Source organism: Flavobacterium frigidum, assembly GCF_048286795.2.
Genome location: NZ_JBLVPT020000005.1, coordinates 88,239 through 104,213, shown reverse-complemented (window position 1 = coordinate 104,213; position 15,975 = coordinate 88,239). Strand labels below are relative to the sequence as shown.

General features: G+C 33.2%; 13 protein-coding genes. 2 read left to right on the top strand and 11 right to left on the bottom strand.

Annotation, left to right across the window (positions count from 1 at the left end; genetic code table 11):
- Positions 1–37: 37 nt before the first annotated feature.
- The 8 genes from fabV to ACNQGB_RS07760 all read right to left on the bottom strand — a co-directional run bounded on the left by fabV (position 38) and on the right by ACNQGB_RS07760 (position 7,916).
- On the bottom strand, positions 38–1,228 hold the full coding sequence (fabV, locus tag ACNQGB_RS07795) for an enoyl-ACP reductase FabV (protein WP_417943299.1): 1,191 nt from the start codon (positions 1,226–1,228) through the stop codon (positions 38–40).
- 95 nt (positions 1,229–1,323) lie between these two features.
- On the bottom strand, positions 1,324–2,976 hold the full coding sequence (gene recN, locus ACNQGB_RS07790; RefSeq protein ID WP_417943301.1) for a DNA repair protein RecN: 1,653 nt from the start codon (positions 2,974–2,976) through the stop codon (positions 1,324–1,326).
- Positions 2,977–3,029: 53 nt separating this feature from the next.
- Entirely contained in the window at positions 3,030–3,914 is an 885-nt protein-coding gene (gene porD / locus ACNQGB_RS07785) for a type IX secretion system protein PorD (RefSeq protein ID WP_417943303.1), read from the bottom strand.
- A gap of 73 nt (positions 3,915–3,987) precedes the next feature.
- Positions 3,988–5,199: a bifunctional phosphopantothenoylcysteine decarboxylase/phosphopantothenate--cysteine ligase CoaBC gene (coaBC, locus tag ACNQGB_RS07780; protein WP_417943469.1), complete on the bottom strand. Its 1,212-nt coding sequence runs from the start codon at positions 5,197–5,199 to the stop codon at positions 3,988–3,990.
- Positions 5,200–5,206: 7 nt separating this feature from the next.
- Complete coding sequence (locus ACNQGB_RS07775) at positions 5,207–5,524, bottom strand: DNA-directed RNA polymerase subunit omega (protein WP_026709525.1); 318 nt, start codon at positions 5,522–5,524, stop codon at positions 5,207–5,209.
- 8 nt (positions 5,525–5,532) lie between these two features.
- The gene (locus tag ACNQGB_RS07770) at positions 5,533–6,333 is read right to left on the bottom strand and encodes an outer membrane protein assembly factor BamD (RefSeq protein WP_309759739.1); all 801 of its coding nucleotides are present in this window, start codon (positions 6,331–6,333) and stop codon (positions 5,533–5,535) included.
- Between the two features lie 169 nt (positions 6,334–6,502).
- Complete coding sequence (gene dapA, locus ACNQGB_RS07765) at positions 6,503–7,390, bottom strand: 4-hydroxy-tetrahydrodipicolinate synthase (RefSeq protein ID WP_395048158.1); 888 nt, start codon at positions 7,388–7,390, stop codon at positions 6,503–6,505.
- A gap of 7 nt (positions 7,391–7,397) precedes the next feature.
- The gene (locus ACNQGB_RS07760) at positions 7,398–7,916 is read right to left on the bottom strand and encodes a DUF6913 domain-containing protein (protein ID WP_417943307.1); all 519 of its coding nucleotides are present in this window, start codon (positions 7,914–7,916) and stop codon (positions 7,398–7,400) included.
- 47 nt (positions 7,917–7,963) lie between these two features.
- Between ACNQGB_RS07760 and ACNQGB_RS07755 the strand changes: the two genes are divergently transcribed.
- Positions 7,964–8,743, top strand: a complete 780-nt coding sequence (locus tag ACNQGB_RS07755) for a 5'-nucleotidase C-terminal domain-containing protein (protein WP_417943309.1) — start codon at positions 7,964–7,966, stop codon at positions 8,741–8,743.
- 166 nt (positions 8,744–8,909) lie between these two features.
- Entirely contained in the window at positions 8,910–9,821 is a 912-nt protein-coding gene (locus tag ACNQGB_RS07750; RefSeq protein ID WP_417943311.1) for a bifunctional metallophosphatase/5'-nucleotidase, read from the top strand.
- A gap of 263 nt (positions 9,822–10,084) precedes the next feature.
- Here ACNQGB_RS07750 and ligA read toward each other — a convergent pair whose 3' ends face one another.
- From ligA to ACNQGB_RS07735, 3 genes are all read right to left on the bottom strand, one after another.
- On the bottom strand, positions 10,085–12,082 hold the full coding sequence (gene ligA / locus ACNQGB_RS07745) for an NAD-dependent DNA ligase LigA (RefSeq protein WP_417943313.1): 1,998 nt from the start codon (positions 12,080–12,082) through the stop codon (positions 10,085–10,087).
- A 75-nt stretch (positions 12,083–12,157) separates the two neighbouring features.
- On the bottom strand, positions 12,158–12,631 hold the full coding sequence (locus tag ACNQGB_RS07740) for a DUF6495 family protein (RefSeq protein WP_417943315.1): 474 nt from the start codon (positions 12,629–12,631) through the stop codon (positions 12,158–12,160).
- A gap of 126 nt (positions 12,632–12,757) precedes the next feature.
- Positions 12,758–15,934, bottom strand: a complete 3,177-nt coding sequence (locus ACNQGB_RS07735; RefSeq protein WP_417943317.1) for a TonB-dependent receptor — start codon at positions 15,932–15,934, stop codon at positions 12,758–12,760.
- Positions 15,935–15,975 lie beyond the last annotated feature (41 nt).

Sequence of the window (15,975 nt, the reverse complement as noted above, 5' to 3'; positions counted from 1 at the left end):
TGATGGTTTTAGATATATTTCGTTTGCTAGAGTACCATTAACTTATACTGTCAATGTGAACCAATTCATTTGTATCCGTTTTATAATCAATTCCTTCTACGTCAAATCCAAATAAATTATAAAAATCCTTTCTGTATCCTTCTAAATCTCCTATTTTAGATAAATTTTCAGTTACAGCCTCAATCCACAATTTTGCTACTTTTTCTTGAACATCAGGACGCATTTCTAAATCATCAATGCGAATTCTTCCGCTTTCATCAACTGGAATTTCAGTACCAGTATACAATCTTTCTTGATACAAGCGTTGAATTTGTTCAATACATCCTTCATGAATTCCTTCTTCTTTCATTATTTTATATAATAAAGAAATATACAATGGAATAACCGGAATGGCAGAACTAGCCTGCGTTACCAGCGCTTTATTTACCGAAACAAAAGCTTTTCCATCAATGGCTTTTAAGCTATCTGTGATTGCAAATGCCGTTGCTTCAAGATGATCTTTGGCACGACCAATAGTTCCTTTTCTATACACTGCCTCTGTTAATGAGGGTCCAATATAAGAATAAGCTACAGTTGTAGCGCCAGGAGCCAGCAAGTTTTCTGCTTTTAAAGCATCAATCCATATGGCCCAATCCTCGCCGCCCATTACGGCAACTGTATTTTCAATATCGTCACCACTACACGGTTCAATAGAGATTTCAGAAACTTTACCCGAATGAAAATCGACTGTTTTATTAGTAAATGTTCCTCCAATTGGTTTCAAAGTAGAACGATGCAAAACTCCAGTAACTGGATGCAGACGAACTGGCGACGCTAAACTATAAATAACTAAGTCCACTTGTCCTAAATCGGCTTTTATAAGGTTTATTGTTTGTTGCTTTACTTCATTAGAAAAGGCATCTCCGTTGACACTTTTTGCATATAAACCGGCAGCATGCGCCTCTTGTTCAAATGCTGCAGAATTGTACCAACCTGGCGAAGCTGTTTTTCCTTCGGTTGGAGGTTTTTCAAAAAACACCCCAATAGTTCCTGCATTCGAACCAAACGCACTTGTGATTCTCGAAGCCAACCCAAATCCAGTTGAAGCTCCAATCACCAAGACTTTTTTAGCTCCGTTTATCGCTCCTTTTGATTTGATATATTCTATTTGATTTTTAACATTTTGCGCGCATCCTGTAGGGTGAGAAGTCGTGCATATAAATCCTCTCATTCTTGGTTCTATGATCATATTCTTGCTTATTCGTTTTTATAAATTTTATTAAAATTGTTCGATTATAATTAAAAAAAGACTCGTTTTAAAAGAAACAAATATAGAAGAAAATATTAGTTCAACAAGGCCTTGGCATGATTTAAGGCCGAATCAGAGACAACGGTTCCTGATAACATTTGAGCAATCTCTACCAATCGCTCCTCGTCATTTAATAACTTTAATTCAGATAATGTATCATCGCCAACCGTAGATTTAAATACTTTGAAATGCGCATTTCCTTTGGCAGCAATTTGTGGCAAATGTGTAATGGCAAAAATTTGCATTTCCAGACTCATCTCTTTCATAATTTCTCCCATTCTAATGGCAATTTCTCCAGAAACTCCGGTGTCAATTTCGTCAAAAATCAGCGTTGGTAATTTCGAATATTTCGCTAATATGGCTTTAACAGCGAGCATAATTCGCGACATTTCTCCACCAGAAGCAACTTTTTTTAATAATCCAAAATCAGTTCCCTTATTTGCAGAAAATAGAAACTGAAGGGAATCTTTACCATTTTGAAAATACGTTTCAGTTGCATTAATATCAATATTGAATCGAACATTTGGCATTCCAAGTGTTTCTAAAATCGTGGTAAGCTGTTGCGATAAAACAGGTACGGAATCCAATCTATTAGCATGAATTGTATTTGAAAAAGCGTCTAGCTCCATTGTTTTTTGCTCAATAGCAACCGTTAACGCTGCAATATCTTCTTCCATGTTGCCTAATTCTAAAACTGAATTTTCGAGATTAGATTGTATTTCTAATAATTCAGTTATAGTTGCAACTTGGTGTTTCTTTTGCAAATTAAAAATCACTTGAAGCTTTTGACTAATTAAATCTAATTGCTCCGGATCATTAATCAACTTTTCTGCACTGCGATTCATTTCGCTTGCTATATCATCAAATTCGATGGTGATACTTGTAATTCGCTCCAACAAAGAATGATATTCTGCCGAAAATGGAGCAATCTTTTGTAAGGAAACCTTAATTTCATTCAAATTATGCAACACTCCTATTTGATCTTCATTGGCAATAGCCAACGATTTATCAATTGCTTCTTTTATCACTTCTACATTATTCAACTGCTCAAAATCAGCTTCAAGTAATTCTTGTTCACCTGCTTTTAATTGAGCAGCGACTAACTCATCTAATAAAAAAGTATTGTATTCTTGTTCTTTTTTAGATTCACTTTGTTTTTTTAAAAGTAAATTTAATTTAGATTTATCCGATTTATAGCTTTTTAAAACCGACTGATATTCTAGAATTGTTTCTTTATTATTGGCAATCGCATCGATGATGTCGAACTGTACATTTTCATCTGAAAGTTCTTGGGTTTGCTGTTGCGAATGAATATCAATCAAGAACAAGCTCAATTCCTGAAGTTCTTGAAGGTTGACCGGACTATCATTGATAAAAGCACGAGATTTCCCCGAAGGAAGAATTTCACGTCTAATTATGGTCTCATTCTCATAATCTAAATCGTTTTCTTCAAAGAATGGAATCAAATTGTATTTTGAAATTTCAAAATGTGCCTCTATAACACACTTTTCTTCTTTGTTTTTCAAAGAAGTCAAATCGGCTCTTTTACCTAAAACCAAACCTATTGCTCCTAATATAATTGATTTTCCAGCTCCAGTTTCTCCAGTTATTATTGAAAAACCTTTTGAAAAATCGATGGACAATTTTTCAATTAAAGCATAGTTTTTTATAGAAAGTGACGTTATCATTTACTGTTGTATTTTGTGATGTGAAACTGAATTACCTAAAAATTGAAAACCAATTAATATTTTATCAGCATCCATTTACTTGAATTCAAAGGAGAGACTTTATTCAGATTATTGACCAAATCTGAAATGGTGATGCTAGGACCACCAGAAAAAATAGACACAATTTCATCTGATTTAGCATCGAAGAAAACACGAGTCAAAAAAGCGTTTGGCCGTGCAGTATTTAGTTTAACTAAATCACTAACAGATCCTTTTACTTTGTCTTTGGACGCTTTCAAATCTTGATGCATCAAATCTAAACCAGTATGATAGTCTAGCATGGTTTGACGTATTTGTTTAAAAGCAGGTGATAAAATATCGTTAACTAAAAAGTACCGATTTTGATTTCCGTCAGCCTGACTCCATCCTTTTGAACCGCCTTGTTGAGCAACGTTTAGTATGTTTTGAGCCGTTTCGAAGTAAAAATTTCCAGATTCAGAAACAAATGTGTCTGCATCCAATCCTAAAATCATATAGCTGTAAAAAGCCAAAACCGAAACTAAATTTGAATCAAATGTTGTCGGACTAAATACTAAATTTTCAAACTCGGTATATCTAAAATTAAAATCCTTATCGTTATAATTTAATACTGGTGAAGAATACGACGAATTAAATATTGGTCTTGACGATTGAACTTGAATGGTGGCTGTAAACTGATCAGAACTATTAGCCGAAACCGTAATGTACATCGAACAATTAATTTTTTCGTTTTGCTTTACTGCTTGACCTGTCCAATCTGTTTTGTTTACAAATTCACCAATTGAAGTTTGTAACGTTTTAAAAACTTGTTGATTGGTTACGCTCAGTTTCTGAGAATCCACTGTTACAATGCAGTTCAATTGTTGTGCCTTTGTAAATCCAAAAGTAAAAAGGAGCAAAAAAATAATTATTTTTTTCATCTGTAGATTTGTATTGTTGTAGAACGGTTGGCAATTGTTCAAACCTAGCATTTGTATTACAAATCCGTTTCACTTATTTCGATAAATGATTTTTTACTTTTTGTAAAATATCATCAGCAACTGCTTCTTTCGATTTTAATTCCATGGGGTCAATATTCAAATACTTATCAATAAAGGTAACTTTATTTGTTGGTTTACCAAAACCTGCCCCTTGATCTTGAAGCGAATTTAAAACAATCAAATCTAAGTTTTTTTTCTGAATTTTCAAGATGGCATTTTCAATTTCATTCTCTGTTTCTAAAGCAAAACCAATCAAAAACTGATTTATCTTGCGCTCTCCCAAAGAGGCTAAAATATCTTTCGTTTTTTCGAGCTCAATTGAAAAATTATCTGCTATCTTTTTTATTTTTTGGTTCGCAACATTTTTAGGTCGATAGTCGGCAACGGCAGCTGCAGCAATTGCCACGTCTATATCATTGTATACAGCATGACAAGCATCATACATTTCTTGTGCAGAAACAACATTAATGACCTGTATCAATGGATTTGAAACTTTACAATTAGTAGGACCTGAAACCAAAATTACAGACGCTCCTAAATTAGCAGCACTAATGGCTATATCAAAACCCATCTTACCTGATGAGTGATTGCCTATAAAGCGAACTGGATCAATTGCTTCGTATGTGGGGCCGGCAGTGATTAAGATTTTTTTACCTTTCAGCGGCAGTTTACTGTTTAAATCATCTTCAATAAAAGCAACTATATTTTCTGGCTCTACCATTCTTCCTTGACCTGATAAACCACTTGCTAATTCACCACTTTCAGCAGGAATTATTGTATTACCAAATTGAGTTAAACTAGAAAAATTTGCAATAGTAGAGGGATGCTTGTACATATCTAAATCCATTGCAGGAGCAAAATAAACAGGACATTTAGCTGATAAATACGCCGCTACTAATAAATTGTCACACGTACCATTTGTCATCTTAGACAAGGTATTTGCCGTAGCTGGTGCAACAACCATCAAATCAGCCCAAAGTGCTAATTCAACGTGATTGTTCCATTTTTCATTTTCATCATCTTGATTATAAAAACTGGAATGTACTGGATTTTTGGATAACGTTGATAATGTAAGTGGAGTAACAAAATCCTTAGAAGCAGGTGTCATTATCACTTGGACATGTGCACCTGCTTTGATAAAAAGTCGAACTAATGTTGCTGTTTTATAGGCTGCAATTCCACCAGAAATTCCAAGTAGAATTTTCTTACCGCTTAAAACTGACATAGAACTATTATTTATTTGAATCTCTGTGGTAAATTTTGCCATCTAACCATTCTTGAACTGCTAGAGCATGTGGCTTAGGTAATTTTTCATAAAATTTTGAAACCTCAATTTGTTCTTTGTTTTCAAAAACTTCTTCAAGACTGTCATTATATGTAGCAAATTCTTCCAATTTCTCAGTCAATTCTTTTTTAATTTCAGAATTAATTTGGTTTGCTCTTTTAGCCATAATTGTTATCGCTTCATACACATTACCAGTAGGCTCTTCTATAACAGTTTTGTTGTATGTTATAGTATTTACTGGAGCATTCGTCTTTTTTAAATCCATGACTTTATTTATTTAGTAAATTTTTGTAAATCTTTATCTATTCGAGCTAACATCTCAGTTGCTTCTTGCTTGTATTTAGTATCTGCTTTAAACTTAATCAAGTTTATTTGAGCTGCTTTTGCAACATTTAAACGCTCTTCCATTTTTGCAGGAACACTATTAATTGCTAATTTATAGGCTGAATCCAATTTGTAATACAACGCATCTTCTTTGTATGGAGTTCCTGGATAATCAGCAACAAAATTCTCTAGAGCAACAATTGCTGATTTGTAATCAGAAATGGTGTTGTACCCTTTTGCATTTTCGTATACTTTTTGTTCAATTTTTTCGCTTAGTACTTTTACAGCGGCATTTGCTTCTGCTAAGTATTGTGAGTTTGGATAATTATCAATAAAGGCTTGTAGTTTATCTAATGCTTTAGTCGTGTCTGCTTGGTCTAAGCTGTACACTGGTGATAACATTGAATAACTTTTTGCTCCTAGATAAGCAGCTTCTTCAAGTTTTTCACTTTTTGGATAACCCGAAACAAAACTTTCAAATTGATACCCTGCTAATGTATATTGTTTTGTTTTGTAATAGGATTGAGAGAACATATAAAACAATTTTTCTGCTTGAGGCTTTCCTCTATAGGCTGGGGCAATTTGTTCAAAAATACGAATAGCTTTAGAATATTTCCCAGCATCATATAATTTAGTCGCCATTTCAAATTTTACAGCGACATCTTCCGATTTTAATGCTTTTTGATATTCGTTGCAGGAACTAAAGAAAACTACAAGCAGTATTAGAGAAACTATTTTTTTACTCAACATTTAATATTGTTTTTTTTGGATTTCGTGAATCTTTGATTTTATATTTTTACTTTTTTGATGCTTTCATAGTTGAAATTATCCTTAAAATCATACCGAAGTTTCGCTGGCAAATTTAGTGATTAATTTAGCGACTTCAAAATATATTTTTTGTTTAAAAAAAGCTTCTTTTTTATCCTTTTTTACTGATTTTTTGGACAAATTCATCAATTCTTACCGCAAGTGAATTGTCTACTTTTACAAGTGGTAAACGCACAGTGTTTTCTGCTATTCCTAAAGAATGAAAAACCTGTTTGATTCCTGCTGGATTGCCTTGCTCAAAAATCATATCAATACAATCTGCTAAAAGGTACTGCGATTTGAATGCTTCATCGACTTTGCGATTTAAACCCAACCGAATCATTTCGGAAAATTCTTTGGGAAAACCTTGCCCTATTACAGAGATAACACCAGCGCCTCCAGCTAAAACCATTGGTAAAGCGATCATATCATCGCCAGAAATTACTAGAAAATCTTCGGGTTTGTTTTTTAATAGTTGCATTGCTTGTACCATATCTCCCGCAGCTTCTTTTATGGCTACAACATTTGCAAAATCATTGGCTAAACGCACTACTGTAGAAGGTAACATATTGCTAGCAGTTCTTCCTGGAACATTATATAAAATTACAGGGATTGGCGATGCTTCAGCAACTGCTTTAAAATGCTGATAGATTCCTTCCTGCGTAGGTTTATTATAATATGGAGAAACAGAAAGTATCGCCGCAAATGCTGATAAATCTCTTGTCTTTAACTCTTCAACAACTTTTAAGGTATTATTTCCCCCTACTCCAAGCACTAATGGTAAACTACCATTATTAGCTTCGATTACAGTTTTAATTACTATTTCTTTTTCATCTTGGGATAATGTTGCATTTTCAGCCGTTGTACCCAAAACCACCAAATACTCAATTCCTCCGTCTATCGAAAAATGTACAATTCTTTTTAATGCTTCGATGTCTACAGAAAAGTCTTCTTTAAATGGGGTCACAAGAGCAACACCAGTTCCTATTAATGCTTGCATATTATATTTATATTTTGTTAAGTATTTTTAAATATTTGAATAACTCGCTTATGAAAAGTTTAAAATCACTCCCATCTGTTTGAATCATAAAATGATTCAATCTTTTATCAATCGACGAAAATCCAACTTTGAATAATGCCCTTGAGCTGTGGGTAACTTTTAGTAGAATTGTCTTTTCTATATTGTAATAACTTATTAATAAATCGAATTCCTTACTGATAAAATCATTGACTTCTACCGAAGATATTTTTCCATTCCATCTTAAATGTTTTGCTCCAAAAGCAATTCGTTTTTTAGTTTCTAATGTATTAAAAGCATCACTGTAAATGATGACTGATATATTCTCTGCAAGGATTCCGTTGACTTCCAGCTGTTTCACTAAAGATTCTGTCTCGCTAAAAACACTTGCATCTACAATTACTCCAATTTTTTTTATAGCCTGAGTAGATTCACTATTTTTTAATTTTTGAAAGCTTTTTTTTAATGTTTTTTTTACAATAAAATCTTTAAAATAATTTAAAAACATAGTACTTTTACTTGATTACAAAATTAATTAATTAAGTCGCATTTAAAATGGTAAATCTAAATAAGTATAACGATGTTTCTAAACTTTTTGTTATATTCTTAACATTTTTTTTTGTTGCTTCCTGCAGCAAACAAAACTACAACGTTACTAAGATCGAAGGAAAACGGATTACAATTACTGAAAAAGAAAACCAAGTTCCTGAAATTGAAAATTTTATCAAACCATATCGAGAACATATCAATAATGATTTAGACAGCATTTTAGCGTATTGCCCAGAAACATTAGATAAAAGTACTGGAAAATGGCAAACTACAATTGGAAACCTAATGGCTGATGTTACGTTAAGTAGAGGAAACACTGTTTTTCAATCCCGAGAAAAAAAGAATATAGATATTTGTTTACTGAACAGCGGCGGTATTCGTTCGATACTACCAAAAGGTAATGTTACAGCTAGAACTGCTTTTGAAATAATGCCTTTTGAAAATAGTTTGGTTGTCATTGCATTAAAAAGAGATCAAATTATTGAAATGGTTGATTTCTTTATCGCTGAAAAAAAATCACATCCGTTAGCAGGAGTCACTTTTACAATTGACAAAAATAAAGTTGCCAAAAATATTCTCGTGCAAGGAAAGCCAGTTCAAAAAGAAACTATTTATTATGTAGGAACCAATGACTACTTGTCTAATGGTGGGGACAATATGAACTTCTTTAAAAAAGGAGTTCAAAAATTTGATCTACAATACAAGTTGCGAAATATACTAATTGATTATTTTAAAGAAGTGGATACCATACCTGTAATAAAGGATATCAGAATTACAGAAGAATAAAAAATTCGAATTTAGATAATAAAATAGTTTTAGAAAACATAAAGCCCTAGCCCCGATTGAAGGGAAAATCATTTTTTATCGTTTTTCACGATAAAAAATATTGCACCAAAAAGCGGGGCACGAGCGAAGCGAACTGACGAAGTAAATAGCTCCAAAAAAATATAAAATGAAAAGAAGAGAATTTATAGAAAAAACAGCTGCAAGTTCAGCTTTACTTAGTTTAGGTTTATCATTAAGTAGTTTTGAAACTTCACAGAAGAAACACCTGACCGTGTTACACACAAATGATGTACACAGTTATATTGATCCATTTCCTGCGGATCATCCCAGAAATGCTAATATGGGCGGTGTAGCAAGAAGGGCAGCCTTAATTGAAACCATTAGAAAAGAGAATCCAAATGTATTACTACTTGATGCAGGCGATATTTTTCAGGGAACTCCGTACTTTAATTACTATGGTGGAGAATTAGAATTTAAATTGATGAGTATGATGCAATACGATGCATCGACCATAGGAAATCACGATTTTGATAATGGTGTAGAAGGCCTGTACGCACAACTACCGCATGCTAAATTTGAGTTTCTATCTGCCAACTACGATTTTAAAAATACCGTTATGGATGGACAGGTAAAACCGTATAAAATTTTCAATAAAAACGGTATTAAAGTAGGTGTTTTTGGACTTGGGATTGAACTTGCAGGGTTAGTTGACAAAGGCATGTACAAGGAAACCGTTTATAATGATCCTATTGAGGCCGCTCAGGATATGATACGTATATTAAAAAAAGAGCAACATTGTGATTTAGTGATATGTTTGTCGCATCTGGGATATAAATATCGAGATGAGCCTAATAAACTTTGTGACTTAAAGTTGGCCGAAATGACGCAGGATATTGACTTAATTATTGGTGGACACACGCATACTTTCCTCGATAAACCAACTGTAGTAAAAAATCTAGTTGGTAAAGAAGTATTAGTAAACCAAGTAGGTTGTTACGGTATTAATCTTGGAAGAATTGATTTTTATCTAGACAACGATAAAGCTAAAGCCTTTGAAGGGAAATCGATTATTGTTTAACAGTAATCGATTTATTTCAGTTTTTTATTACTAATAATGGTCCTATTAACTACTTGCTTTTTGCAAGTCGTTTAATTGCTCAGCATCCATTACAAATTTGTAAAAAGTATAATAATTAGTGGCAAACAAAACCATACCCAACGGTTTTAAGTAGATGGGTAGTAAATTAGCTAAAAATCAACCAAGAACAACAGTAAAAAAACAACTAGACAATGGTCTTGTTGAGCAAAAAATATTTTTAGAGTTTGTATTTTCATGTTTTATCACTGAATTAAATTCATAAAATCATCTTCTGAAATTATTGAGACATTTAGTTTATTCGCTTTTTCTAATTTGGCTGGACCCATATTATCTCCTGCAACAACATAATTTGTTTTAGCAGAAATAGAACTTCCCACTTTTCCGCCATTATCTTCGATTGCTTTTTTTAAATCATCACGTGAAAATTTTTCAAAAACTCCTGAAACTACAAAGGTCTTCCCGTTAAGTTTTTCTGTAGCATTTAGATTTATCTTCTTTATAATTTCAAATTGAATACCGAATTTCTTGAGCCTTTCAATGATTACTATATTTTCTTGATTTTCAAAGAATTCAACTACACTTTGCGCAATTCGATCTCCAATTTCATCGACTAATAACAAATCGGATACCGATGCGTGACTCAAGGCGTCAATATTTTTATAATGCTTGGCCAGTTTTTTAGCGACCGTTTCTCCTACGAATCGAATGCCTAATGCAAACAATACACTTTCGAAAGGTATGTGTACTGAGTTTGCTACTCCTTTTACCAAATTTTCAGCTGATTTTTGAGCCATTCGCTCCAAAGGAAGAATTTGATTTACTGTCAATTCGTATAAATCAGCATAATTATGAACTAATCCGTTATTGAAAAGCAAAGCTACCGTTTCGCCACCAAGACCTTCAATATCCATTGCTTTTCTCGAAATAAAATGCTGAATTCTACCTATGATCTGCGGTGGACAACCATAAAAATTAGGACAATAATGATTAGCCTCTCCTATATTTCTTATCAATTCTGTAGCACACTCTGGGCAATGCGTAATGTATTTGGTAACGACTGTTTGTTCTGGCCGCTTGGTCAAATCAACAGCTATAATCTTAGGAATAATCTCTCCTCCTTTTTCTACAAAAACAGTATCATCTATTCGAATGTCTAATTTTTCAATTTGATCTGCATTGTGTAACGAAGCTCTTTTTACAATTGTTCCCGCTAATTGCACTGGTTCTAAATTGGCGACAGGAGTTATACATCCGGTACGGCCTACTTGATAGGAGATTGAATTCAACCGAGTGGCAACCTGTTCTGATTTGAATTTATAGGCAATAGCCCAACGCGGTGATTTTGCAGTATACCCTAATTCCTCTTGATGGTGAAAAGAATTTACTTTGATCACAACTCCATCTGTTTCATATGGTAGATTGTGCCTATGAACATCCCAAAATGCTATAAATTCGAAAACCTCTGATAAATTTTGAGCTAGTTTAGTTTCCTTTGGAACTTTAAAACCCCAATTTCTGGCAGTTTGCAATCCATCAAACTGCGATTGAAAAGGAAGGTTATTTCCAATTAAAAAATACAAAAGACAATCTAAGGATCTTTTGGCCACCTCGGCACTATCTTGCAATTTTATACTACCAGAAGCTGTATTCCTGGGATTAGAATACGGTGTTTCACCAATTTCTATCAAATCTTGATTCATTTTTTCGAAAGCAGCAAATGGTAAAATAATTTCACCACGAACATCAAATATAGCCGGAAAATTGCCTTTCAATTGTAGCGGTATCGATTTTATGGTTTTGATATTGTTGGTTACATCATCCCCTTGAAAACCATCGCCTCGAGTCACGGCACGTTTCAATTGTCCGTTTTCATAAGTAATACTTATCGATGCACCATCATATTTCAACTCACACGTATATTCGAGAGGAACTGCTCCTAAAACTTTTTGAATGCGATCTTCCCAATCTATTAAATCTTCCTTCGAATAGGAATTATCTAGGGAATACATGCGATGATCGTGAGCTACTGTTTGAAAATTTTTTGTAATAGCACCTCCCACTCGCTGTGATGGCGAATTGGCATCAAAATATTCTGGATATTTATTTTCTAAATCCTGAAGCTCTTTTAGTTTTATATCAAAATCATAGTCTGAAACTAATGGTGTGTCCAACACATAATAGTTGTAGTTGTGCTGGTTTAATTCTTCCCTTAATTTTTGAATTGAATTTTGAATATCCATAGAAATAAAAATTGGCTATTTTTAGTATTGAAAAAGTGTACTAAAATAACCAATTAAAAATAAATAGCAATACAATTATGAGGTGATAATCGTATTTATTTGTTGGTATAACTGACCGTCACTTAGGAATGAACCTTGCTGAATTAATTCAAAAATAGAACTATTGCGTTCCTCAGTAAACTCTTTTTTTCCTATTTTCATTTCGATAGTTTCGGTAAACATATTATCGCTAAGCCATTGTAAACCATCTTTAGTTAAAAAATCAACATCGGTAACTAATGATTTCAAAACAATGGACTGCACATACGTATCAAAACAATGAAATAAGAAAATATGGTTTTTAGAAAAATGTTCTAAATACGTTGCTTTTGACAGTACACCTTCCCAGATCAAATCGGAAAATACATCTAGCTCTTGCTCTGCAACTTCTGGCTTTTCTGCTTTAATCTTGTCCCACTCTGCTTTATCTATTGTTTGAGTAGCTAGAAAATTTGTGAATTCTTGTGTTAATTCTTCAAATTGTTCTTTTGTTAATCTTGAATATTTCATGAAATATAATTTTGCTGTATTTCCTATTATGGTCTTTATTGAATATAAAAATGAGTGCAAATTTATAATTTTAAAAACAAAAAAGCCTTCTTTTTCTAGAAGGCTTTTGAGAACTATTTATAAAGATTAGAAAATATATCTAATTCCAAATTGCGCTTGCCATCTGGATAATAAACTAGCATCGTAATTGAATGTTTTAGTTTGAGTTCCATTAAAAGTGTAGGTAGGAACTTTTGTAGTTTGATTAACAGTAACGCCTATTGGCTGAATACTTGTAGGAACTTGCACTAATCCCCAATCTGAATTTAATAAATTTCCAACATTTAATACATCAATACTAAATTGGACAGTGTTGGTTTTATTTGAACTTGAAGAAGGTTTAAAATTATAATCTTGAATTAATTTCATATCCCATTTTCCTCTCCAAGGAGAAAGTGCTCCATAGCGCTCAGCATACTGACCTCTTCTTTCACTTAAATATTTATCTTGATTGATAAAAGCATCAAAAGCTACTCCTTGACCTGGCCCACTAAATGCCATAGTACCAATCTCAGCCGTAGTTGGTACATAAATTAAATCATTAGTTCCAGATCCGTCATTATTTACATCACCTCCGTATATATAGTTAAAACGTCCACCTTGTGCATACTCAAAAAATGTAGAAACAGTAGTAGCCCATTTATCATTTGTACCGTATTTCCATTTTTTAGAACCTATACCTATAAAACGGTGCGTATCTCCGTATTTAGAATTAGATAAAACCGCATTGTTCACATTTCCTAATGCTGGATTAAATGCAAATGCATCACCCGTAATTTCTGCTTCGATAGAATTCACATCTTTAGCCACCAAATAATTATAAGCTAAACTAGCAAATAAACCATTATCAAACGTTTTTTGTAATTTCAAAGAGGTATTTACTACATATCCTTTGTTAGAATTGGTCATTACATAAGCATTGTTTGGTCCTTTATCTGTAGAATTATAAATAACTCTATTATCAACACCTGCAAGGGTTCCAGATGGAGTTCTTAAACCCCAGTTTTGTACATGAACACCATTTATGTCTTTGTTGTACGACATATCAAACGTAGCGATATAATTGTTTTCAAAGCGGTGATCCAAACCTAAACTTGATCTCCAAACTTGAGGCCACTTAAAGTTTTTATCCATGATTTGAAAGAAACCATCGTCAGCTCCACTCACTTGATTTCCTAACCATACAAATGGAAGTTTACCAGTAAAAATACCAGATCCACCGCGAATTTGAGTAGTTTTCTCTCCATTAACATCCCAGTTGAAACCCATTCTTGGTGACCAAAGTAATTGATCTGTTGGTAATGTAGTTGAAATTAATGTTTCATTAGCATTCGTTTTAGGATTATAATACAAAGTACTATTATTTCTTGTAGCTCCGTTTTGAGTGTCAATGTATTTTTGAATCAAATCAGAAGTATCAAAATACAAAGGTTTATCTACTCTTAATCCTAAAGAAAGTTTGAAATTATCGGTAATATTCCAATCATCCTGGGCATATAATGCTGCTTGACCTACATTAAGCTCTGCTAATTTCCATCCATTATCTTCACCTACTTTAAAGTTATTTTTATCTGCAGCAGTAGTTTGTGCATATAATAAATTTTGAGCAATAATACTTGTTGCAAATGGTTTAGCAGCATCATTCAAAAAGTCTTGAACACTAAAGTATGGAGAGAAAAAGGTTCCAGCGTACCCATTTGGATTCCCAAAATTGTCGTATCCTGCTAAGTTAAATGAATTTTCAAATTGATATTTCTCAAAAGAAGCACCAAAAGTAAAAGCATGTTTCCCTACATTATAACTTAAATTATTCGTGATTTGAAATACTTTTTGATCTAAAGTATTGTTTATTGAAAAAGGTTCGTGACCAGCAATGATATAATTTGAACCATTACTTTGAATATTTATTACCGGAGCTGGTTCAGAAAAAGGATTTCTAAAATCATTAAAATGAGTATAACCTGCTTGTAATTTATTAGAAACAGTTTCACTTATTTTTGAGTTTAACTCCACTAAGACAGATCTTAATTCGTTGTTAATTTGATATCCTGATTTTTCGAATTGAAGTGTGTTTGCGTCTGGACCTCTAAATCCTAAAGCAGATGGATGAGCTGGTTTGTCTTTTGCTGCATTCAAAAAGTTATAAATAACAGCAAGCTTATTGTTGTCATTAATGTTCCAATCTAATTTTATAATCCCTTTATTAGAATTGGTATTATGTTTAAAACCTTGGTAAGCTCCTGTATTGTATCCCAATCTACTTAAAGCAGCAGATACTGCAACCAAATCAGATTCTAAAACTCTTGATTCATTTACACCTGTAACACCATCACCATTATTAGCAACAAAATTAGATCCTAAATCACTACGTTTCTCAATTTCATAATTGGCAAAAAAGAATAATTTATCTTTTATAATTGGTCCTCCAATACTAAATCCAGCTTGCGTTTGTTCTAATGAAGGAACAAAAATCTCTTGTCCTTTTATTTTACTTCCTGTTAAATCTTGATTTCTAAAGAAAGTGTACGCAGTTCCATGAAATTCATTGGTACCTGATTTAGTAACTGCATTTACAGATGCACCAGTAAAACCAGATAAAGTGACATCATAAGGCGCTGTAGCAACCTGAATTTGCTCTATTGCATCCAATGAAATAGGTTGCGAACCAGTTTGTCCTCCCGGAGTAGCAGCATCTAATCCGAATGGATTGTTAAAAACAGCTCCGTTTAAAGAGTAACTGTTGTATTGATCATTACGACCACCAAAAGAACCTCCGCTTGCAGATGGCTCTAAACGTGTAAAATCATCCGCTGACCTTGATATTGTTGGCAACGAAGTTAATTCTTTCCTTCCAATAGTAGTTTCGGCACCTGTTCTTCCATTACCGAATACTTTATTCTTAGAACCTATAACTTTTACTTCAGTAAGTTGCTGACTCACATCATTTAGTTGCGCATCCAAAATTAATGGCTTACCTAACTCTAAATATACTTCATTGTATACTTGAGATTCATAACCTACAAAGGAAATGGTAATTTTGTAGGGCCCGCCAATACGCATATTTAGCATATTGTATCTACCATCTACATTTGAAACTCCCGAGTACTTTGACCCTGTAGGAGTATGAATAGCTAAAATAGAAGCAGCTGGAAGTGTTTCACCCGCCGTACTTTTTACAATTCCTTTAATACTTGATGTTGTCGTTTGCCCCAATATGGTAACAGAACTACAAAAAATCAGCAGTAGTGTGATAATTTTTTTCATTTGTTTATTTGTTTGTGTGTTATTTGTGGCGCAAAATTAGG

What these genes read in the sequence shown, in the direction of transcription:
- fabV (WP_417943299.1), bottom strand. Translation starts at nt 1,228, where the DNA reads ATGATCATAGAACCAAGAATGAGAGGATTTATATGCACGACTTCTCAC.
- recN (WP_417943301.1), bottom strand. Translation starts at nt 2,976, where the DNA reads ATGATAACGTCACTTTCTATAAAAAACTATGCTTTAATTGAAAAATTG.
- porD (WP_417943303.1), bottom strand. Translation starts at nt 3,914, where the DNA reads ATGAAAAAAATAATTATTTTTTTGCTCCTTTTTACTTTTGGATTTACA.
- coaBC (WP_417943469.1), bottom strand. Translation starts at nt 5,199, where the DNA reads ATGTCAGTTTTAAGCGGTAAGAAAATTCTACTTGGAATTTCTGGTGGA.
- ACNQGB_RS07775 (WP_026709525.1), bottom strand. Translation starts at nt 5,524, where the DNA reads ATGGATTTAAAAAAGACGAATGCTCCAGTAAATACTATAACATACAAC.
- ACNQGB_RS07770 (WP_309759739.1), bottom strand. Translation starts at nt 6,333, where the DNA reads ATGTTGAGTAAAAAAATAGTTTCTCTAATACTGCTTGTAGTTTTCTTT.
- dapA (WP_395048158.1), bottom strand. Translation starts at nt 7,390, where the DNA reads ATGCAAGCATTAATAGGAACTGGTGTTGCTCTTGTGACCCCATTTAAA.
- ACNQGB_RS07760 (WP_417943307.1), bottom strand. Translation starts at nt 7,916, where the DNA reads ATGTTTTTAAATTATTTTAAAGATTTTATTGTAAAAAAAACATTAAAA.
- ACNQGB_RS07755 (WP_417943309.1), top strand. Translation starts at nt 7,964, where the DNA reads ATGGTAAATCTAAATAAGTATAACGATGTTTCTAAACTTTTTGTTATA.
- ACNQGB_RS07750 (WP_417943311.1), top strand. Translation starts at nt 8,910, where the DNA reads ATGAAAAGAAGAGAATTTATAGAAAAAACAGCTGCAAGTTCAGCTTTA.
- ligA (WP_417943313.1), bottom strand. Translation starts at nt 12,082, where the DNA reads ATGGATATTCAAAATTCAATTCAAAAATTAAGGGAAGAATTAAACCAG.
- ACNQGB_RS07740 (WP_417943315.1), bottom strand. Translation starts at nt 12,631, where the DNA reads ATGAAATATTCAAGATTAACAAAAGAACAATTTGAAGAATTAACACAA.
- ACNQGB_RS07735 (WP_417943317.1), bottom strand. Translation starts at nt 15,934, where the DNA reads ATGAAAAAAATTATCACACTACTGCTGATTTTTTGTAGTTCTGTTACC.